At 37.6% G+C, this 19,818-nt stretch carries 21 protein-coding genes and 1 other RNA gene; 15 read left to right on the forward strand and 7 right to left on the reverse strand.

Annotated features, from left to right (window positions below; all coding sequences use genetic code 11):
• Positions 1–918: 918 nt before the first annotated feature.
• Entirely contained in the window at positions 919–1,842 is a 924-nt protein-coding gene (locus tag AAC073_RS04075; protein ID WP_339922571.1) for an alkaline phosphatase family protein, read from the forward strand.
• Between the two features lie 349 nt (positions 1,843–2,191).
• On the opposite strand, the gene AAC073_RS04080 is transcribed toward AAC073_RS04075, so the two are convergent.
• Entirely contained in the window at positions 2,192–3,499 is a 1,308-nt protein-coding gene (locus tag AAC073_RS04080; protein WP_339922572.1) for a DUF5690 family protein, read from the reverse strand.
• A 223-nt stretch (positions 3,500–3,722) separates the two neighbouring features.
• Here AAC073_RS04080 and AAC073_RS04085 point away from each other — a divergent pair, with 223 nt between their 5' ends.
• From AAC073_RS04085 to AAC073_RS04105, 5 genes are all read left to right on the forward strand, one after another.
• Positions 3,723–4,307 (forward strand): XRE family transcriptional regulator, encoded by a 585-nt coding sequence (locus tag AAC073_RS04085; protein WP_339922573.1) that lies wholly within the window; start codon positions 3,723–3,725, stop codon positions 4,305–4,307.
• A gap of 12 nt (positions 4,308–4,319) precedes the next feature.
• Positions 4,320–5,393, forward strand: coding sequence for a zinc-binding dehydrogenase (locus tag AAC073_RS04090; RefSeq protein ID WP_339922574.1), 1,074 nt, complete (start codon positions 4,320–4,322; stop codon positions 5,391–5,393).
• A gap of 43 nt (positions 5,394–5,436) precedes the next feature.
• Positions 5,437–6,588 (forward strand): TIGR03364 family FAD-dependent oxidoreductase, encoded by a 1,152-nt coding sequence (locus tag AAC073_RS04095; RefSeq protein WP_339922575.1) that lies wholly within the window; start codon positions 5,437–5,439, stop codon positions 6,586–6,588.
• A 2-nt stretch (positions 6,589–6,590) separates the two neighbouring features.
• On the forward strand, positions 6,591–7,280 hold the full coding sequence (locus tag AAC073_RS04100) for a phosphonatase-like hydrolase (RefSeq protein ID WP_339922576.1): 690 nt from the start codon (positions 6,591–6,593) through the stop codon (positions 7,278–7,280).
• A 196-nt stretch (positions 7,281–7,476) separates the two neighbouring features.
• Positions 7,477–8,220, forward strand: a complete 744-nt coding sequence (locus tag AAC073_RS04105; protein WP_339922577.1) for a hypothetical protein — start codon at positions 7,477–7,479, stop codon at positions 8,218–8,220.
• A 97-nt stretch (positions 8,221–8,317) separates the two neighbouring features.
• Here the strand turns inward: AAC073_RS04105 and AAC073_RS04110 are convergent, their stop codons facing one another.
• The 3 genes from AAC073_RS04110 to AAC073_RS04120 all read right to left on the reverse strand — a co-directional run bounded on the left by AAC073_RS04110 (position 8,318) and on the right by AAC073_RS04120 (position 10,980).
• On the reverse strand, positions 8,318–9,457 hold the full coding sequence (locus AAC073_RS04110) for a 1-acyl-sn-glycerol-3-phosphate acyltransferase (protein WP_339922578.1): 1,140 nt from the start codon (positions 9,455–9,457) through the stop codon (positions 8,318–8,320).
• Between the two features lie 158 nt (positions 9,458–9,615).
• Entirely contained in the window at positions 9,616–10,218 is a 603-nt protein-coding gene (locus AAC073_RS04115; protein ID WP_339922876.1) for a DUF1080 domain-containing protein, read from the reverse strand.
• A gap of 414 nt (positions 10,219–10,632) precedes the next feature.
• Positions 10,633–10,980 (reverse strand): hypothetical protein, encoded by a 348-nt coding sequence (locus tag AAC073_RS04120; protein WP_339922579.1) that lies wholly within the window; start codon positions 10,978–10,980, stop codon positions 10,633–10,635.
• A 160-nt stretch (positions 10,981–11,140) separates the two neighbouring features.
• Between AAC073_RS04120 and ffs the strand changes: the two genes are divergently transcribed.
• The 6 genes from ffs to AAC073_RS04150 all read left to right on the forward strand — a co-directional run bounded on the left by ffs (position 11,141) and on the right by AAC073_RS04150 (position 14,082).
• Positions 11,141–11,231, forward strand: an RNA gene (ffs, locus tag AAC073_RS04125) — signal recognition particle sRNA small type.
• Positions 11,232–11,315: 84 nt separating this feature from the next.
• Entirely contained in the window at positions 11,316–11,972 is a 657-nt protein-coding gene (gene fsa, locus AAC073_RS04130) for a fructose-6-phosphate aldolase (RefSeq protein WP_339922580.1), read from the forward strand.
• 84 nt (positions 11,973–12,056) lie between these two features.
• Positions 12,057–12,260: a hypothetical protein gene (locus tag AAC073_RS04135; RefSeq protein ID WP_020893396.1), complete on the forward strand. Its 204-nt coding sequence runs from the start codon at positions 12,057–12,059 to the stop codon at positions 12,258–12,260.
• Position 12,261: 1 nt separating this feature from the next.
• Positions 12,262–12,975 carry an ATP-binding cassette domain-containing protein gene (locus AAC073_RS04140; RefSeq protein WP_339922581.1) on the forward strand — a complete coding sequence of 238 codons (714 nt, stop codon included), beginning with the start codon at positions 12,262–12,264 and terminating at the stop codon, positions 12,973–12,975.
• 326 nt (positions 12,976–13,301) lie between these two features.
• Entirely contained in the window at positions 13,302–13,487 is a 186-nt protein-coding gene (locus tag AAC073_RS04145; protein ID WP_339922582.1) for a CPXCG motif-containing cysteine-rich protein, read from the forward strand.
• A gap of 67 nt (positions 13,488–13,554) precedes the next feature.
• Positions 13,555–14,082: a hypothetical protein gene (locus AAC073_RS04150; protein ID WP_339922583.1), complete on the forward strand. Its 528-nt coding sequence runs from the start codon at positions 13,555–13,557 to the stop codon at positions 14,080–14,082.
• Between the two features lie 70 nt (positions 14,083–14,152).
• Here the strand turns inward: AAC073_RS04150 and AAC073_RS04155 are convergent, their stop codons facing one another.
• On the reverse strand, positions 14,153–15,022 hold the full coding sequence (locus AAC073_RS04155) for an SDR family oxidoreductase (protein WP_339922584.1): 870 nt from the start codon (positions 15,020–15,022) through the stop codon (positions 14,153–14,155).
• Between the two features lie 123 nt (positions 15,023–15,145).
• On the opposite strand from AAC073_RS04155, the gene AAC073_RS04160 reads away from it, so the two are divergent.
• Complete coding sequence (locus tag AAC073_RS04160; RefSeq protein ID WP_339922585.1) at positions 15,146–15,955, forward strand: hypothetical protein; 810 nt, start codon at positions 15,146–15,148, stop codon at positions 15,953–15,955.
• A gap of 94 nt (positions 15,956–16,049) precedes the next feature.
• Here the strand turns inward: AAC073_RS04160 and AAC073_RS04165 are convergent, their stop codons facing one another.
• Complete coding sequence (locus AAC073_RS04165) at positions 16,050–17,012, reverse strand: succinylglutamate desuccinylase/aspartoacylase family protein (protein ID WP_339922586.1); 963 nt, start codon at positions 17,010–17,012, stop codon at positions 16,050–16,052.
• A gap of 160 nt (positions 17,013–17,172) precedes the next feature.
• On the opposite strand from AAC073_RS04165, the gene murB reads away from it, so the two are divergent.
• The gene (gene murB / locus AAC073_RS04170) at positions 17,173–18,210 is read left to right on the forward strand and encodes a UDP-N-acetylmuramate dehydrogenase (RefSeq protein WP_339922587.1); all 1,038 of its coding nucleotides are present in this window, start codon (positions 17,173–17,175) and stop codon (positions 18,208–18,210) included.
• On the opposite strand, the gene AAC073_RS04175 is transcribed toward murB, so the two are convergent.
• A complete protein-coding gene (locus tag AAC073_RS04175; protein WP_339922588.1) occupies positions 18,207–18,689 on the reverse strand; it encodes a dCMP deaminase family protein in 483 nt (160 codons plus the stop codon). The genes murB and AAC073_RS04175 overlap by 4 nt on opposite strands.
• A gap of 570 nt (positions 18,690–19,259) precedes the next feature.
• On the opposite strand from AAC073_RS04175, the gene AAC073_RS04180 reads away from it, so the two are divergent.
• Complete coding sequence (locus AAC073_RS04180; RefSeq protein ID WP_339922589.1) at positions 19,260–19,646, forward strand: response regulator; 387 nt, start codon at positions 19,260–19,262, stop codon at positions 19,644–19,646.
• The last annotated feature ends 172 nt before the right edge of the window (positions 19,647–19,818 follow it).

Raw genomic sequence — 19,818 nt, forward strand, 5'->3', positions numbered from 1 at the left:
GTTAATTGTTAATTGTTAATTGTTAATTGTTAATTGTTAATTGTTAATTGTTTTTTAAGGTTTATACTTCAAGAATCTACTACCGGCGTTTAAGCTTTTTAAAGCGCCAGTACCTGAGCTTGTCGAAGTCACTGGAATTTTTAACCGAGAATCCAATTGTTTAATCACTTTAGTGTTCAGGCTGGGCCTGACACTAAAGTGAACTGGAAAAGTCAGGATTTAGTCTCAAAGACTAAGTATGGCTGTATATTCCCCCATTTTCTAGGCTTGCAATCGGTCAATGCAAACGTATAATTCTAACTGTCTGAAAAAGCCTAGAGGTCTTCAACAATAATAAACATGGGTGAAACCCGTGGGCTATAAGAATGCTTCTACTTGATTTTGGCGGTATTGTTGCTCTTTTCTCTGCAACAATGCTGACAAAATCATATCGCAATCAACTAATGTTTTGAAATCATCCCAATCTATTTAGATTTTGAAGGTTGTATTACAAATTTAAACATTAAGGCATAAGTTAGAGGCCATTTTAGTCATTCCAACAAGCCGAATTAGCAGAAGAATGGCATTCGAGCAAATAAGAAATTTACGGTATAAGTGAACGGAAATGCAGAAGCCTAGAGGGCTTCAACAACAATAACCACGGGTGAAACCCGTGGACTTTAGACGTGCTAGTCCTTGATTTTGGCGGTATTGTTGCTTTTTTTCTGCAACAATGCTGACAAAATCATATCGAAATCAGCAAATGGACACTTCTTTTTAATGTATTCAATCCTGTTTATACAATAATAATTAACCATTTAACAAAAAGACAACATTTTATCAAAGGGCAGACAACCTTCCACTCAACCGATTTTTATATATTTATCAATCGGGAAATACCCTTTCAAAATACGAATCTTCGCAAAAAAGCCAAGCCCCATGAGAACAACCAAGTCAACCCTGCTCCTCCTTTTATTTTCGCTGTTGTTTTCATTCAGTTGTAAGGAAAAAGCGCCTGTGGCCAAACGGGTGATCATGCTGGGCATTGATGGATTTAGCTTGGAAGGGTATCAAAAAGCAAAGACGCCAAATATCGATGCGTTATTTGCGGATGGGGTGATTTCTACCAGTACCAGAACAGTAATGCCCTCTGTTACCATGCCCAACTGGACCAGTCACCTCACCAGTGGTGGACCTGAGCAACATGGTGTATTTGGCAATGGATGGGAAAAGGAAGAACACACGATTCCTCCTCAAGAGATGGATGAAGAAGGCTATTATCCTTCTATCTTTAAAATCGTAAAGGACCATGTGCCCAACGTTAAAACCGCTTTTTATTTTAACTGGAAAAGTCTCATCAAACCTTTCAATAAGAAATACCTTGATGAACATAGGTTTGAAGAAGACGATCGCTACGATCAAAATTACCAAGCCGCTCTAGACTTTCTTATCAGGAATCAAAATGTACCGACTTTAACATTCCTTTATTCGGTACATGTAGACCATGCGGGGCATGGACACGAATGGATGTCGCCGGAATTTATTACTGCCATTGAGGAAATTGATGTGAAAATGGGTGAGTTTGTAAAAAAACTTAAAGCCGAAGGTTTGTATGAAGACAGCAATTTCTTGCTCTTCACTGATCACGGTGGTATTGGCAAAAGTCATGGTGGCACATCAGTTGACGAAATGATTGTCCCATGGATGATCAAAGGTCCTGAAATTCAAAGTGGGATTGAATTAGAATCTCCCAATTCAAATGCCAACACTTCCGCTGTAGTGGCCAGGTTGTTTGGAATTGCTGACACCCCAGAATCCTGGATTGGTAAGGTTCCTTCAGGCATATTTAGTGACAAAAATTGATGCGATTCAATTCTGCGTAAGCGGCTGCTTTTTTCCAGTGGTATTTAGGTGTTGTCGCAACTATTGATAGCCAAAAAGGAATTTCCAAGGATTTACTAAGGATATATAAATATTTTGTTGAAACCAAAATGGGTAATAAGCGGATAATCTCATTTTATAATTCTTAGATTGAAAATTGAAAACTTTCGCTATTGTTTGGTCCAAGTTACGCTTTGCTATACTTGGTCCAGACAACAGAAATAAATGATAATATGGAATGTGGCATTGTTTCTTTTTAACTTTTATAAAAAATATACATCCATGCTATAATGGGAATCTAAACAGCTTCTTGAGTTTTTAATTATGAGTTTTACCAAGAAAAGAATTTTACCTTTTGTAACGAAGCCCATTTTTTAAGTTTAGGTTTAGGGTAGGTTTCTTTTAAATTCCAAAGTAGAATAAAAACCAGCAGAACAATTAAAGCGCCGCTCCCAAGGTTTAGCCAAGTGAAAAATTCAACCCAAGAAGAGGAAGTATATAAAAATTCTTTATAGATCAGAATCCCCACACTGGCCAAATAGCCTAGCGCATCTGCCACATAAAATAAAAATCCCACCGTCCCTTTGTATTTCAAAAAGGCCATTAACCTTTCAAACAAAAGACAATGAAAAAGTATATAGGGCAGGTAAACACTGAAACCCGAACTTATCATCCAAAAAACTGGATCAATAGACCCTTGGGTAAATAGAAAAGTGGTAAGAATCATAAGTACCGCACTGACAATGGTGGCGAAAATACCTAAAAGGAAAGCTTTTTTATTGTCCAGAATCAGAATACCTAAAGAACAAATAACCAAAACCAATAAAGCGATAGGAACCTCTGTAAGGGTTATCAATTCCGGCTTTCCCGACAGGTTAAACTCGGCCCAAAATTCCACAATAAAATTATCTCTGAAATCTCTAACCACTGTCAGCACCACATAGATCAGTACAAGACCTAGAAATACTAGCCCATGTTTTTTCATAAAATCAATTCTAGCTTTCTTGTCCATTGGAAGGCGTTCTGTACGCAGTTCTTTGTCAATAACTGTGGGCCCATTGCTTTTACTCAAGCCATAAGCAGCCAGCACCAGTATTGGAAAGAAAATTAATCCTGTAACAAAAGGCATCATCAATTCACCTACATAAAAATTCTGCATCAGCCATATACCTGTTGATTTTATCAGGCCCGTCGAAAAAATAAAGGTAGCACTCAATCCTGCCACCAACAGTTCAGAATTTTTTCTGCCTTCCAAATAAACGAGTACAAGGCCAAAAATCATCCCTAAAGGCAAACCGTTCAAAAACATGGCCAAAGGTTTGAATGGTAGGGGTACATAAGCAAAAGCCAAAAGCATTAATAGCCCAAAACCTACCAAACCTACTATAGCTCCAAAACGCTTGTAAACCGGGATTTCCGGTACAAGTTTTATTCCAATGAATTTCGAAAGCATGTAACCCAATACCTGACTTATTATCAATAAGGTTTTAAAGTGAAAACCATTTAACAGCTCCATATCTTCATATTGACCTGCTAAAAAAGATTTTCTAACCGCATACATTCCTGTATAAGCCATAAATGCTGTACAAACCAGTAACACATCAGTTTTGGTAATTGAAACCCTATTGAATATGGACATAAAAAAGGAGTGATTTTAATCAGTTTGAGGGGCTTACGAAATTATCAAGTCACTTGTAAAAGTAGGTTTTAAAAGGAATTCGAAGCGAAATTCTTATGTTAATAAAAAAATAATTTTTCGTTAAGAGAAATTAATTTTTCTTATAAAGAAAATTTTTTGAATTTCGTCTTACTTACATTTACCTATATAGGTTTAAAGCCACCAAAAAAAAAGCTTGCCATCAATGGATAATTCAGCCTACCTCAACACTTGGATTGGTTCCAAAATAAAGGAGATCAGAAAATCAAAACATTTAAAATTAGGCGATTTAGCAGATAAATCCGGAATAAGCATCGCTATGCTTTCAAAAATAGAAAACGGAAGGGTATTCCCAACCTTCCCCTCATTGATCCAAGTACTCAATACCTTAAATGTAGATTTAAATGAATTTTTTGCAGGCCTACAAAGTGAAAAAGAATTTCCTGGATATCTTTTAAAAAGGAAAAACGAATATACCTCCATAAAGAAAGAAGAGGAAGCCATTGGTTTTGATTATCAATTGATACTCAATCACAAGCTAGAAAGGTCCTCTATGGAAATTTCCTTGTTGACCATTCAAAGTCAGGCACAAAGGGAGCCTGTAACTACGGATGGATACGAATACCTCTATGTATTGAATGGACAAATCAAATATGAATTGGGGGAAAATACATTTGATCTGGAACAAAGGGATTCTCTTTTATTCGATGGTAGAATTCCTCACCTCCCTATCAATATCCAGCAAACAGATGCCATTCTTTTGGTCATCTATTTCATAGAGATCAGATAAAACCCTTAAAAAATGACAAAAGAAGCTATAGCCAAGGTTTTTATGGAGCCAGAGGCACCTTTTTCTACATCCACTATTGCTTTCCCAACCTTGGCCCAAGGTGAAATTCTGGTGAAAAACAATTTTTCTACCATTTGTACAAGTGACTTACACACCTTCTATGGCCGAAGGCATTCTTGTAGCCTTAGTGTTTTAGGCCATGAAATTGTCGGTACCATTGAAGCAATGGCATCAACTGAAATGAAGGATTATTATGGTGAAAATCTCCGCATAGGCGATAGAATTACTTGGACCATATATGCACATGACCCTGATGCAGAGAATGCAAAAAAGGGCTATCCACAAAAGTCGGAAGGATTGTATAAGTATGGCCACGAGCAAATGAACGATGCTTACCAGCTTAATGGAGGTTTTGCAAGCCACTGCCACCTTAGGAAGAACACGACCATTTTCAAATTACCTGAAAAACTAAACCAAGCAGAAGCCGCTCCATTGAACTGTACCCATGCTACCATAGCAGGGGCTTTAAGACTTGCGGGGAACATCCAAGATAAAAACGTATTGGTTAATGGGGTAGGAATGCTTGGTCTTTCTTCCTGTGCTATGGCCAAAGAATTTGGCGCTTCAAAAGTATGGGCCCGAGATATAGATAAAGCCAAAGCCGAACAGGCTTTAAAATTCGGTGCTGAGAAAGCATTTATTTTTGGCGATGCTGACCTAAAAAACATTAGCCAAAATGATGGTGGAATTGACCTTATAATCGAGACTTCCGGAAACCCAAATGCCATTGAGGATTGTTTGAAACAACTTACCATTGGTGGCACATTGGTAATGGTAGGTGCTGTATTTCCACAAAGAGACCTATCCATCAATGCCGAATACATGGTGAGGAACCTACTCTCCATAAAAGGGCTGCATAATTACAAGCCTGAGGATTTGGCCAATGCAATAAAGTTTTTGGAAAAAGTTCATGAAAAGTATCCCTTTGGAAAACTTGTAGGACTCACCTTCAATCTGGAAGCATTGGATGAGGCTTTTGCTATGGCAAATAAAGGGAATTATTACAGGGTAGGTATTCATCCATAATAACATAAAGACTTTAGATAATCTTAAAATTTAACAACCAATCATGTTTGACCTAACAATAATTGGAGGCGGTGTTTTAGGGGCTTTTCATGCCTATCATGCCCTAAATAGCGGACTAAAAGTAGCCTTGGTGGAAAAAGGCAACAGGCCCCAAGGCGCTACTATTCGCAATTTTGGTCAAGTTATACCCTCCGGAATGAATGCCAGGTGGCAATCTTATGGACGAGAAAGTTTGGCGATTTATAATGATATTATGGGTAAAATTGACCTGACGGTAAGAAAGCAGGGAACCGTTTATCTGGCCTCTGACGCTGAAGAAATGCAGCTGATAGAAGAATTACATTCAATCAACGTGTCCAGAGGCTATACTGCTGACTTGGTTTCTAAACAAAACTGCTTAAAAAAGTATTCAGGATTAAGGGCCGATTATATTGAAGGTGGTTTATTTTTTCCTGAGGAGCTCACTGTAGAACCTCGCGTCATGATTTATCGGCTATTGGATTATATGGTAAATGAATTAAGCTTGACTTATTATCCATCTACAACCGTCATCGCTTGCGAAAACAATGGATCTGTTATAACAACAACTTCTGCTTGTGGGAAAAACCTCAAGTCTGACAAAGTCATCCTATGTAATGGAAGTGAATTTAAGACCCTATATCCTTCAGTTTTTAATAAAAGTGGAATGGAAATTTCTAAATTGCAGATGATGCAAACCAAACCACAGCCGAAGTCCTATCATTTGCCTGGCTCTATATTGACCGGAGGATCCATCCGAAGATATGAGGCTTTTCAGGAATGTCCTTCCTATGGACCTATAAAAAGGAAAGAGGCCAATGATACGCTTGAGAAAAAATGGGGTGTCCATATTCTTTTCAAACAAGCAATGGACGGTTCGGTCATTATAGGAGACTCTCATCAATATGCGGACGCGAGAAATAGTGAGGAATTGGGATTTGATCTAGACATGGATATTGATCAATTTATGCTTCAAAAAGCCAAAGAGATCATTAACCTTCCAACCTATAAAATTGCCTATCGCTGGTACGGCACCTATGCCCAATGTAAAAATGGGGAATTGTATAAAAAAACAATCGATGAAAATATTCATATTGTCACCGGAATTGGTGGAAAAGGAATGACGGGAAGCCCTGCATATGCTAAAGAAAACATTGAAAAACTATTTAATTTATAAAAATGAAAAACATTAAGCTAGTGGTACTTGATATGGCTGGAACTACGGTAGATGAAGACAATGTAGTTTACAAAACCGTTCAAAAAGTAATCAATGACAAAGGTTTTAACGTTTCTTTGGAGGAGGTATTGGCACATGGAGCAGGTAAGGAGAAGCATCAGGCCATTACAGATGTTTTGAAAGCCTGCACCTCTTCTACTGATATTGTCAACATAGCCTCTGAAGCATTCGCCAATTTTAAACCTACCCTCAAGCTCACTTATGAACAACTTGAGGTGAAGTCCTTTGAGGGGGTAAAAGAAATGATGGAGGGTTTAAGGGCTCGAGGTATTTTTGTGGTACTTAATACAGGTTATGATAGAAAAACAGCTTCTTCCCTACTGTTAAAATTAGGTTGGGAAACAGGCAAAGACATTGATGGATTGGTCACTGCTGATGACGTCACCAATGGCAGACCACAACCGGACATGATTCACAAAGCCATGGAGTTATGCGGCATTACAGATCCAAAAGAGGTGCTGAAAGCTGGAGATTCTACCATTGACATTGAAGAAGGTAAAAATGCCAATTGTGGATTGACAATAGGCGTATTGACCGGAGCTCAAAAAGAAGTGCAACTAAAAACCGCTCATCCAGACTTTATTTTGCCTAGCCTGGCTTCTCTTGCAGAAGCATTAGCGAATAAACCATGATAAGGTGCTAATCCAATGAGCCTACCTCAATTTCCTTTACATTGACATGGGTAATGGGGGACATTGTCTAATAAAAAAAGTCGCTGGAGTGATTTAAAAATTTATTTTAAAGTGTAAATCAATTTTATCAGGACAAATACACTTTTTATATCGTACTGATCTTGAAACTATCATTTACTCCAACTTCTTCTTTACCATGACAAGAAACAGACTTAATTCCTTTTTAACCAGTAGGTCTCCAATCAAAAAAGCAAAGTATGTGACTCGCCTTTGGACGCTACTCCTATCTCCATTGCTCTTATTTGGCTGTTTAAATGACAATGAATTAGAGCCAGAAATCATTACTGAACCGCCCTATAGTTCTTTAATAGCTACAGATACTATTAGTTCTGGGGGTTACAAAACTTTTTCTGTAGGCTCCTCTTCTGAATCCACCTATGAAGCAGTCAATCTATTAAAGGGTGACATAGGGCTTGAATACATAAATATCGTTTCAAATATTTATGAAGGGGTAGCAGCGCTAGAAAACAAATTACCACTGTACCATTATATTTTTATGGATGAAAAAGCAGGAACTTCTTCAGGTGTACAAATAGGGATAAAAGAGGATCGCATTGCAAGCATTTTTTTAGGTAGCGGTGAGGAATTAGATAAATGGCCTAAAGATTTGTCACAATCTGCTATTAATAAAGGAGATGCCGTTGGGGTTTTGTATGATAAGCTAAAAACCATCAGCGAAAATGAAAAGTATAAAAATAAGTTTGAAGCCATTAATTTACTTACCAAAGACCTTTCAAAAATATATGACACCCAAATGGAAAAATCACCTCAATGGTACTTTGGCCATACTATAGAGACAAATAAAATGGACGTAGTCAAACTTAATTTTAAGGAAGGAATCCTTGAAAATATTGTTATCGATCACTATCAGACTTACTAAACAGTACTCAATATTTTATTAAAAAACGACAATAACCTATGGCAGCTTATTCAAGCAAGCTTACACAGGTTATTGTCGAAATATTATGAATAGGCCTTTAGGAGGCCGTCTCTGTAATGTTTTGTTTGTGCGTTACTGGATTGGCATACATTGCCAAAAAATTATGTACTGCCACTTCATTGTCCATGTCTATACCTTTAATCATTCTTTCCTTGAAGGCTTCTTTTTCCTCAACGGAATAGTGAGCAGTATATTTATTGGTATCATGCATTAGGTCCAAGGCAATATAATTGGTAGGCCATAACTGATAATTCTGGACAATTACTCGATCCAATTCCTCAGCAAGTAATTGCAATTGCTTGTTTATGGAACCATCAGCACCAAGAATCTCTCCAATTTCTTCGTCTAACACTTTTCCAACCGAAATGTGAATACGTTTTTTTTGCCCTATAATTCCACTGACTAAAGTTTTAAAGTCTTCATTTTTCTGCTTCACATAAATTTCCTCCCTGGCCTTGGCCAATAACTCAGGCATTTTGAGGACATCCGTGGGATCATTTTCGTAAGAAATAGAAACAGGAACAATTTTTAATTGCTGAAAATATTCTTTCAAAGGTGTATCTTCACTGGCCAACGCCAGCATTTTTAACATTCCCTTTTGGGTAAGGTCCATACCATCCTTGGTCCTGCCTTCTCTTTGAGCGATCCAAACGGATCTATTTTCTGTCAGTATAGCTTTCCTTATATACTCCGAATTCAGCTTGGAATTTTCAAACATTGCCTTTGGACTCAGCCCTCTAAAAACGACAAAATTACGTGTCAGCCTAGAGAGTGCTTTTAAAAATGGCTTTTTCACCAAGTTATCCCCTATAGCTGAAGTAGTCATCACCAAGTTATTTTCGAACAAAGTGGCATTCAGCAAAGAGGTATCTAGAATAATATCCCTGTGATTGGAAATAAATAAATAGGAAGTATTTGGCTTCAAGTTTTCAAACCCAGAAGTAGACAGACCATCAGAGCTTAATTCTAAAACTCTAAGTACGGCATCATATATAATTTTTGTTTGAAAGTCTCTGATTGAATGAATAGCTGAAAACACTTTCTCCCATTCGGCCTCTGATCTTTCAGGAAAAGTGAAATTCATTATGGCCTTCATCATAGGATGCTGGGCATATTCATTCAGTGCCTGATTGACTTCATTATCATAAAAAGGTCTTATCGGATCAAATTTGGACATATATTATTATTTTCTAGGGCGCAAATTACTAAAAATGCCTCAAAGGTTGGTTCCTTTTGTCAAACAATAGTAACCGAACACAAAAAAGCCCCATTGAAGGGGCTTTTTATCCAGTTTTATTGTACGAATTTTTATGCAAGTTGTTTTAAACAGCCTGCTTATAATTCTTTAACTTTAATATCTTTCCACGAAATCTTAAGGCCACCACCACTATGTATCTGAAGTGCCAACTGACCTTCGCCTTCACCAATTTTAGGATCGGAATAATCAATCATTTCTACACCATTCAACCAAGTAGTCACATGATCATCAACCACAACGATTTTAATGTCATTCCACTCACCGAATTTAAGGTTTTTGTCTTTCTCTGGGTCTGGCTTGATCAACCATCCTCTTCCGTAAGATTCATATACCCCTCCTGTATCATTGCCTGGAGGTGCTACTTCTACCTGCCAACCAGAAACTTTGGTACCTTCAAAGTTTGAACGAAAGAAAATCCCACTATTTCCGTCTTCGTCTTGCTTGAATTTAGCAGTCAATTCAAAGTTTTTGTAGTTTTTCTCTGTGCCTAAATAACCATATTCACCGTCAGGACCGCTTTCAGATACCAAAATACCATCTTCAACATACCATTTTTCAGTACCATATACCGTCCAGCCAGTAAGGTCTTTACCATTGAACAAATCAGTGCCATCAGAAGCGCATGACATAACAAGGACTGCGGCCAACATTAAGGCGCTTGTTTTAATAAGTGTTTTCATCATTGGTTTTAAATATTAGATTTAATTATACTAGTTTCATATTCCCAAGAACCTCTGCTGTTCTTTTCATTAGGACAAATAACTTACACTCAGACCCTGCAAATGCTTCAAGATGAAATTGTTTTAACATTTCCGTCACCCCAATTTGTTTAAAAATTCCGCCTGTTATTCTTCCTATTATTCTAAATTGATATGCTAAATAAGAATTAAATATAAGAAAATATTAAATCATAATTTTAAGCATCCCAATAAACTTAATATATTTTTTTATTTAATACCTAAAGACACCTACCCTTATAATCAAAAATAAGGGCCATCCTTAAAAATTAAGGTGGCCCTTGGACTCCTTCCAGAATAATTAAATGTTTAAGTACATTAGATTCTGGCGATTGTGATCATTGTAGCTATGCGCTATCAGTTTGGGTTGTTTTGCTGTGGATACCTATTGCCATTTCCGTTAGAGTTGTTGTAATTTGGATTATTTTCATCCATATATCTCTGAGCGGGCCATTGAGGAGTCAATTCCATTTCCTCAAGATTTGTTAGGGTATCGTTTTCAAAAGTCACCAATAGGTAAAATCGATCCCCATTATTGACCCTATACACTTTTTTGTCAGCACTTATTTGACTAATGACTGCGTCTTTATTCTGCCTAAGAAACTTACTTTCAGACATACCCAGCTGATATGGAATCCGTGGTTGGATGAGTGCACATGAACTCATTATAAATACCAAACTTAAAATACTTAATATCTTTTTCATATCTAAAAACTATTATGCTTACAAAGCACCGAAAATTTAACTTAATTTCTAAGAAAGTGGTATCAATAATATTGCCAGATATTTTTTTCTTTGATTATAAAGGGGTTAGAGCAGAGTGAAAAAAATATTTTGTACGTGAACCGAAATTAGTTACCTTTGTTCCAAGCGGCACGACCAGCTCCCGCTCAATCCCCCAGGTCCGGAAGGAAGCAAGGGTAGGCGGTCGTAGCGGTGCGATGCCGCTTATTTTTTTGTCCTTTTCGTACACAAGCCCCTACTTTTTGTTAATTTTGGCTTAAATTTACCGGTACAAATCAACAAACCTAAAAACAAGCATGAAATTCTTTATTGATACTGCGAATCTCAACGAAATAAAAGAGGCCTATGATCTGGGCGTATTAGATGGGGTTACTACTAATCCTTCTTTAATGGCTAAAGAGGGAATCAGTGGTGACGAAAATGTCATCAACCATTATAAGGCGATCTGCAACATAGTAGATGCCAATGTAAGTGCAGAAGTAATTGCTACAGATTTTGAAGGAATCATTAAAGAAGGTATGGAACTGGCCAAGCTTGACGACAAAATCGTTGTAAAAGTTCCAATGATCAAAGATGGAATCAAAGCCATTAAATATTTCTCAAGCGAAGGAATCCGTACCAATTGTACTTTGGTCTTTTCTGCAGGGCAAGCGATTTTAGCGGCCAAAGCGGGTGCGTCATACCTTTCCCCTTTTATTGGAAGACTTGATGACATAGGTTTTGACGGATTAGACTTGATCGGTCAAATCGTACATATTTATCAAAATTATGGCTACGAAACTGAAGTCCTTGCGGCCTCTGTTCGCCACACAATGCACTTGATAAAATGTGCTGAACTTGGTGCTGATGTGGTAACTTGTCCACTTAAAGTGATTACAAGTGTATTGAACCACCCACTTACAGACAAAGGATTGGCTCAATTTTTGGCAGACCATGCCAAGGCTAGCAAATAAATTTCAATGGGGCAAGCTTGAATACTTGCCCCGTTTTGAAAACTATTGCCCAGCTATAAGGTTTTCATTTAAAAACTACCGGATATGTACATTATCAAAGTGAAGGGAAAGGCAAAAATCCCTGATTATATACAGATCAGGGATGAGAATTTTGTACTTGTGGCTTATTTCAGGGCAGACAGGCCACTTAAAAAAATTGAAAAATTTGGCTTAGGCGGTAAAGAAGAAGCCCTTGAAAAGCTCATCAAAGAACTTCCTTTCGGTAAACTTAAAAAATTAGATCTCTGATATGGTTTTTTCCAATGAGCCTGTGGTCAAGGTAGAAGACGCTTGTATTTTTCAAGGCATCAATACCATTTTGAAAAATGTAAACTTCGGCATTGAAAAAGGGGAATTTGTATTTTTAATTGGGCGAACTGGAAGTGGTAAAAGTTCTCTGTTGAAGACACTTTATGCAGATTTGCCATTGATTATGGGAAAAGCCTCAGTTGCTGGCTACCCTATCCAAGACATCAATAAAAAAGACATCCCGTTCCTAAGAAGAAAATTGGGTATCGTTTTTCAGGATTTTCAACTTTTCCCTGATAGAACAGTAGCCGAAAACCTCTATTTTGTATTGCGGGCCACTGGCTGGAAGGACAAACTCAAAATGAAAAACCGAATGATAGAGGTTTTAATGGGTGTAGGTCTTGGGGGTGCAGCTACTAAAATGCCTCACCAACTTTCAGGTGGTGAACAACAGCGTGTGGTTATCGCCAGAGCACTATTAAACGAACCCTCTATTCTTTTGGCAGATGAACCTACTGGAAATTTAGACCCAGATGTTTCAGACGGTATTTTCAAACTTTTTCAGGAAATCAATAAAAGAGGTACAGCCATTCTGATGGCAACACATAATTATGAACTGCTAAAGAAATACCCTTACCGCATTCTTAAATGTGAAAAAGCGGAAGTTTTGGATAGCAAAAACGCGCCAATATCACTTTCAGGAAGCGGCCTGTAAGTCAAACCCCAACTTTTGTGCAATACTTCTCTAATTGCTTCTTCAAAGGATTTGCCTACCAATAACCATCATTCTATATTCCACAACATTAATCTTTACTTTGAAATCAGAACGAATCACAGTGATTTAGGGCGTTGTGTATAAACTCCATTTCAAAAGAAGATCGTTTTAATCAAAAAATGCCATTTTTTACTTATTGCTATGAATAAGCTTTTGCACTTAGCCTTAAGTGCTCTCTTGTAATCAAACAAATTAAATAGATTCCTCAAAACACAACTTTGTGAAATCAATTTCGCTATAACTGATAGAACCAATACTGATTCACTATGGAATTAGAACATTATTTCCAATGCCCCTATTGCCTGGCAGAGATCTCAATGCTTTTGGATCCTAGTATAGCTGAGCAAAATTATATCGAAGACTGCGAAGTTTGTTGCAACCCCATACAGATTAGCTATCAAATTCGAGAAGGTGAATTGGAAAGCTTTGAGGCTAGCGACATAGAACAGTAAAATTTCCGGCTATTTAACTTGAATTTTCTGTACTAAAACCTATTTTAGCTGTTAAATAAAATAGGTTATGGTTAAGAATTTTTTATGCTATCTTTTTGTATGTGCTTCTCAATTTACCTTGACGGCAGAAGCACAGGTTAAAGGAGAAATTAAAACAGCAGGGCAAATATATGCTTACGCTCAAATTCAGGGAGATTACGAAATCCTTTTGGATTTCACCTACCCCAAATTAATAGAAAGGGCTGGCGGCCGTATCGCCATGAAAAACATCCTCAAGCAAATTCAGGATACTAAAATTAACAAAGGGCAAAAGCTTACAGCCTTGGAATTTGGAGATGACATTCAATTCACCACCAATGCTACAGAAGTTCATGCTGTAGTGCCTTTCATTACAGTAACAAAAGTTCCTGGAGGAACGATTACCTCCGAGAGCAATCTCATAGCCGTGGGTACGGAAAGCAGGGACAATTGGTACTTCATTGAAACCACCTCCATTAATGAGGAAAACATAAGTAAAGTACTTCCTTCATGGGACAATAGTCTGGAATTGCCCTATAAAAAGCCGCCAGTTTATAAAGAAGATCCACTTCAATAAATCATTTCAAATCCATCTAATTTCTAAGTTTGAGAAAGCGCACTTGGCCTCATTCCTTTTATTCAGCGCATTACTTTTTCTTTCTTTTTTCCTCCATAGCATCCCACCACTCTGGTTTGATAGCCCTGAAGCCATTAAACTGTCCAGCCCCCTGCAACCACTCTCCGCCATCAATGGTGATTATTTCCCCATTGATATAGGAAGAAAAAGGAGATACCAGGTATGCTGCCAGATTGGCCAGTTCTTGGTGCACCCCGACCCTTCCAAGAGGGACTCTTCGGGATGGATCAAATTTTTCTGCCAATTCACCAGGCAGCAAACGTTCCCAGGCCCCAGCAGTTGGGAAAGGCCCCGGTGCGATGGCATTGGATCGGATACCATGAGGAGCCCACTCTACCGCTAAAGACCGAGTCATCGCTAATACACCTGCTTTGGCAGCAGCGCTTGGCACTACATAAGCAGATCCAGTGAAAGCATATGTAGTAACTATGTTTAAAAACGTGCCAGCAGTCTTTTCTTTGATCCAATTTTTCCCTGCAATTAGCGTCAAGTTGGCTGTACCTTTCAATACAATGTCTAGGATTGTATGAAAAGCATTTGGCGATAACCTGTCTGTAGGGCTGATAAAGTTGGCTGCGGCGTTGTTGACCACAGCGTCTATTCTACCAAAGTGAGCTAAAGCCTGTTCATACATTTTCTCCACCTGATCATAGTCCCTCAAATCACAAGCTATAGGAAAAACCTCTCCTCCAGTTTCTTTCTCCATTTCGCTGGCAGCATTTTTCAAAACCGAATAATTCCTGCTACATATCACCAATTTGGCACCAAGGGTTAAAAAGTACCTGCCCATGGCGGCTCCTAAGCCAGTACCACCTCCAGATATCATAACGACATGACCTTTTAAAGCATCAGCAACGAGCATACCTTCTTGATATTTCATTTTTTTCAGTTATTGTTATCTAATATATTTCAAAGTACATAAATTTCAAAGGATTGAAATGTTTGGGAGAAAGTTTATTTATCTTTGATTAATTTAACGGGAACAATGTAAATAACGCATAAAATGAAGCAATATATCCCACTGGTTTTTTTGATTTGTCTTTTCTCCTGCAACCTTGATACTAACAAGGATTTGCAGATTGACCAATCTTTCGAAGGCGAGGAAGCTTACTGGGTTTCAAAGACCTTAGACGAACATTTTTACCTGGCATTCTACAATGCTTCAGTCTTTTCCAATGCTGCTTTTACAGATAGCCTTCCTGGATGTCCTAAAGTTACTGTCGGTGGGGACAATCTTACGGTGACCCTGGATTATGATAGCCCAAAATGCGAAGCAGCATCCACTGACCGTAAGGGAAAACTAATGCTCCAATACAGCAGCAGTTCCAGCAACGTCGAAGATTCAATAAAAATCTCTTATGACAATTATCAATACGATAACAGTAAATTTGAAGGACATAGGTTGTTCTATGTAGCGCAAAAAATTAGCTCTAGTATACTTTTAGAGGAATTTTCTGACTCGCTTCTATTAATAGATGAAAATGAATCAAGCACAAGACTTGTCATGGATTTAGAACATCAGGCCAAAATCCAATCGCAAATACTTACTGAAATAAGTAGCACCGGAACAATGACAGGAAGAAACTGGGGCGGAAACCAATTGGAAGCGGTGATTTCAAAACCTAAAATCATAAACACTCAATGTTTATCTTTATTGAAATTCAGACCTGTTTCTGGTGAAGAAAGCTGGACGATCCAGCGAACTGGAGAATCCCCTGTAACTCATCTGCTCACTTACTCTAATGCTGAAGGATGTGACACTAAAACCACTATTAAATTGAGCGAAGGAGTAATCATGATCAAACAACCTTAGCCCTACCAATTCCCATCAGGCTAGCCCTCTTTTATCCATAATAAAGGGCGGCCTAATGGGTATTAGAGCATTGATAAGATTCACCCTCCTCCTACTAATTCGGTAAACTTTCTTCCATTTGTGATTTTCCTATGTGAACAAGTGCGTCTCCTGCATTCACTACAGGCAAGTTATTAATACCTATTATGTATCCTGAAGCTGATGCTTTTACAGGCACTTTCACCTGACCATATGGATCGGAGATTTTAGCAAGCATCTGCCCTTTTTTCACTTCCTCTCCCAAAGAGACGGACGAATTAAAAATGCCTGAAACCTTTGCACGAACCCAGCTACTTTCTTCAATTTTATGTGTTTTGGTCTTAGGATAATCCCCTTCAATCATCTCAAGGTGTTTCAACAACCTGCCGGTTCCAGCAATCCCCTCCTGAATCACGTGGTCATCCAACCGCATGGACTCTCCTCCTTCAAAAACCAAAATATGCTTGTTGTTTTTGAAAGCCTCCTTACGAAAGGATTTGTCGATATGGCCCGAGTTCACAGTGAAGTTTGCGCCGAATACTTCGGCGAGTTTCAAGCCTTTTTTATCTTTGAAATCAACGCGGATCTGAGGATGGTTAGACAACATCCTACCCCCAGTATGAAAATCTATACCATAATCTATTTGAGGAATAATTTCCCTGGTAAGAATTTGAGCAATTTGGGATGCTAATGAACCTTTGTTATTCCCTGGAAAACTTCTATTTAAGTCTCTACCATCTGGAAATGTGCGGGAATTACTCAAAAAGCCATACACATTTACCAAGGGAATAAATATTAGGGTCCCCTTTATGGGTTCGAAAATATTTTCTTCCAACATCCTTTTAACCGTAACAATACCGTTAATCTCATCCCCATGAACCCCTCCACTAATAAGTACAGTGGGGCCAGGAATATTGGAACTCCTTATAAATACAGGTAAATCAATAAGTGTATGTGTAGGAAGTCGGGCTATAGCAATTTCTATATTCAAGGATTGCCCAGGCCTAACCCTGATCCCGTTGATTACCATTTCTTTCATAATTAAATCTTTTAAGTGAAATATCGCTTGGATTTTCAGCAGCAAGAGCCTTTTGGTTAGCCACGATTATCTTTTATGCTTATTAATTATAAAGCGCTTATTTCTTAAAAACTTTCCAATTTGATTAAATAATCTTTTAATTCGTGATTTGAATTAGACAATGAAGATACAGGAAAATATTTCTTTAAAGGCCTACAATACGTTTGGAATTGATGTAAAGGCAAGTTTCTTTGCAGAGGCAATAAGCAAGGAGGACATTCTCGAAGCCCTTAACTTTGCCAGAATAAAAAAGGTACCCATCCTCATCTTAGGGGGCGGAAGCAATGTGCTTTTCACTGAAGAGCTGAATGCGATGGTGTTAAAAATAAATCTCACTGGCATTAAAGAGATAAAGTCATGTGACAAAACTGTATTGCTAGAAGTTGGTTCAGGGGTCATTTGGCATGAATTTGTACTTCACAGTCTTGAAAAAGGCCTCAGTGGAATTGAAAACCTTTCTTTGATACCTGGCACAGTTGGGGCAGCACCCATGCAAAATATTGGCGCCTATGGGGTTGAAATAAAAGCTGTTTTTCATAGCCTTGAAGCCATTGAAATCAGTACAGGCCTTACAAAAACTTTCCATGCCTCCGAGGTGAAATTTGGTTACAGAGAGAGTGTGTTTAAAACTTCCCTGAAAGGAAAATACATCATTTGCAAGGTTTATTTCAATCTTTCAAAAGTCCATTCACCCAATATAAGCTATGGAGACATCCAGACTGTCTTGGATCAAATGGACCAGGCCACAGCTACTGCAAAAAACATAAGCAAAGCGATAATCAGCATCCGCCAATCTAAGCTTCCCGATCCCAAAGTAATTGGCAATGCAGGAAGTTTTTTCAAAAACCCAGTAATTCCTGCTCATGTATTTAATGAATTAAAGCAAAAATTCCCAACCCTTCCAGGCTATCCAAATGCAACTCATGTTAAAGTTCCGGCCGCGTGGTTAATCGAAAATGCCGGGTGGAAAGGAAAAAGAATTGGAGAGGTAGGGGTGGATCAAAAACAACCCTTGGTTTTGGTGAATTATGGAAATGGAAAAGGAGAAGAAATTCTAGCATTGAGCCGCCAAATTCAGACCGAGGTAAAAGCGAAATTCGGTATTTTATTAGAAAGAGAAGTGAATGCCATTAATTCAAAAAATCTAATTCAACTCTAGATTAAATCGTCTCCACTCTTTATCGTCTTGGGGTATTTGGATATTATCACACCAAATTTTTCCAAAAACTCAAGCCCTTCATCCACACCAATTCCCTTGTATTCCGCATAAGAATTGAGAAAAATTACTTTGGTTATTCCCATGGAATAAATAATTCTGGCACAAGGCAAGCATGGTGCTAAAGTAACAAACAAAGTAGATCCTTCTACAGAAGCTTTATTTTTTACTGCATATAAAATGGCATTTTGTTCTGCGTGTAATGCTAAAGAACAACTCCCTTTGCTATCTCGTCTACAACCCTCCACAGGGAATTCTTCATCACAATTGTGTGTACCAGGAGGTGGGCCATTATAGCCTATAGAAATAATTCGGGTGTCTTTGGTAAGTACTGCACCCACATGTTTCTTTATACAATGGGAACGTTGGGCCAAGTTTACCGCCAATTCCATAAAAATGTCATCAAAATCAGGCTTGTTCATTTTATAATCTATTAATTCTGCGTTCAAACTTTAAATGGGCCATTTCAATTCTTAATTGTTTCTAATTTTAAAGTCAATATCCAGTTCCTAAACCTTACCTCTTTAAAGAAATTAAATAGTCGTTTTTTAAAGCCTATATCTTGCCTTTCAATTATAGTAACTCCAAAGTATTCTTAGACCATCTAACTCGAAACTTAGTCCATTTTGAAGCCTCAAGTTAGAACGGATAGATAAACAAACTAAGATTTGCTACAAAAACAACATAAGCAACTGACTATAAATAATTTGATGCTATATTTTTAATAATGCTATCGGATTATTATTTCCCATTTTTCTTAAAATTAAGATCAATTCTTCTGACTTTTAGAAGAGTTGACAAAGGTAGTTTTTTAATGCTTCAATACAATCCTGCGACCATTTCCATAATAAAGTAATACAATATTAGCCTAAAAAAAATAATTAATTAAAAAGAAATATGTAAAAAAAACAACATTTATTCTATTAATGAGATTATTTTTACTAATTTTATAATATAATAAATGCGTTTTACCATCTGTTTTTTGTAATTAAATGATAAAGATAGTCTTAATTGATGATGACCCTATCAGTATATTTGTAACAGAAAAACTGATTTCAAGGAATCTTTTGGAGCCGTTCAAGGTATTTTCTTTCAGAAGCGCTGCTGCTGCATTAAAAGACATATATAAAATCCGGCCTGATTATTTGTTTCTAGATATTAACATGCCAGAAATGAATGGGTGGGATTTCTTGGAGACATTTAAGCCCGTTAAGAAGGATCCCGAAATCTACATTTTGAGTAGTTCCATTGATGAAATGGATATTACTAAAGCTGGTCAATATAAAAAGGTTAAAAATTATTTAACTAAACCATTGATAAAACAATATATCAAGTTGATATTCAGCAGTCAAATCTCCCAAGGTAATCAGCCAAGCTAGTCAATCTGCCTCTTTCATATTACGACCTCAATTACATTACAAGCTTCTGATTGCTACTTTAATTAAGCAAGGTTATTCAACCCTAAGGTATAATAGTTACCAAAATTGCCCCAAATACTTCATTTCCCACCCTGACTTAAAGGATTTCATCCTTGAAATTTAACGGTATAAT

The sequence above is a fragment of the uncultured Cyclobacterium sp. genome (genome assembly GCF_963977555.1).
Taxonomy (GTDB): domain Bacteria; phylum Bacteroidota; class Bacteroidia; order Cytophagales; family Cyclobacteriaceae; genus Cyclobacterium.

Coding starts and splice junctions, on each gene's coding strand:
- AAC073_RS04075 (WP_339922571.1), top strand. CDS start 919: ATGAGAACAACCAAGTCAACCCTGCTCCTCCTTTTATTTTCGCTGTTG.
- AAC073_RS04080 (WP_339922572.1), bottom strand. CDS start 3,499: ATGTCCATATTCAATAGGGTTTCAATTACCAAAACTGATGTGTTACTG.
- AAC073_RS04085 (WP_339922573.1), top strand. CDS start 3,723: ATGGATAATTCAGCCTACCTCAACACTTGGATTGGTTCCAAAATAAAG.
- AAC073_RS04090 (WP_339922574.1), top strand. CDS start 4,320: ATGACAAAAGAAGCTATAGCCAAGGTTTTTATGGAGCCAGAGGCACCT.
- AAC073_RS04095 (WP_339922575.1), top strand. CDS start 5,437: ATGTTTGACCTAACAATAATTGGAGGCGGTGTTTTAGGGGCTTTTCAT.
- AAC073_RS04100 (WP_339922576.1), top strand. CDS start 6,591: ATGAAAAACATTAAGCTAGTGGTACTTGATATGGCTGGAACTACGGTA.
- AAC073_RS04105 (WP_339922577.1), top strand. CDS start 7,477: ATGACAAGAAACAGACTTAATTCCTTTTTAACCAGTAGGTCTCCAATC.
- AAC073_RS04110 (WP_339922578.1), bottom strand. CDS start 9,457: ATGTCCAAATTTGATCCGATAAGACCTTTTTATGATAATGAAGTCAAT.
- AAC073_RS04115 (WP_339922876.1), bottom strand. CDS start 10,218: ATGAAAACACTTATTAAAACAAGCGCCTTAATGTTGGCCGCAGTCCTT.
- AAC073_RS04120 (WP_339922579.1), bottom strand. CDS start 10,980: ATGAAAAAGATATTAAGTATTTTAAGTTTGGTATTTATAATGAGTTCA.
- fsa (WP_339922580.1), top strand. CDS start 11,316: ATGAAATTCTTTATTGATACTGCGAATCTCAACGAAATAAAAGAGGCC.
- AAC073_RS04135 (WP_020893396.1), top strand. CDS start 12,057: ATGTACATTATCAAAGTGAAGGGAAAGGCAAAAATCCCTGATTATATA.
- AAC073_RS04140 (WP_339922581.1), top strand. CDS start 12,262: ATGGTTTTTTCCAATGAGCCTGTGGTCAAGGTAGAAGACGCTTGTATT.
- AAC073_RS04145 (WP_339922582.1), top strand. CDS start 13,302: ATGGAATTAGAACATTATTTCCAATGCCCCTATTGCCTGGCAGAGATC.
- AAC073_RS04150 (WP_339922583.1), top strand. CDS start 13,555: ATGGTTAAGAATTTTTTATGCTATCTTTTTGTATGTGCTTCTCAATTT.
- AAC073_RS04155 (WP_339922584.1), bottom strand. CDS start 15,022: ATGAAATATCAAGAAGGTATGCTCGTTGCTGATGCTTTAAAAGGTCAT.
- AAC073_RS04160 (WP_339922585.1), top strand. CDS start 15,146: ATGAAGCAATATATCCCACTGGTTTTTTTGATTTGTCTTTTCTCCTGC.
- AAC073_RS04165 (WP_339922586.1), bottom strand. CDS start 17,012: ATGAAAGAAATGGTAATCAACGGGATCAGGGTTAGGCCTGGGCAATCC.
- murB (WP_339922587.1), top strand. CDS start 17,173: ATGAAGATACAGGAAAATATTTCTTTAAAGGCCTACAATACGTTTGGA.
- AAC073_RS04175 (WP_339922588.1), bottom strand. CDS start 18,689: ATGAACAAGCCTGATTTTGATGACATTTTTATGGAATTGGCGGTAAAC.
- AAC073_RS04180 (WP_339922589.1), top strand. CDS start 19,260: ATGATAAAGATAGTCTTAATTGATGATGACCCTATCAGTATATTTGTA.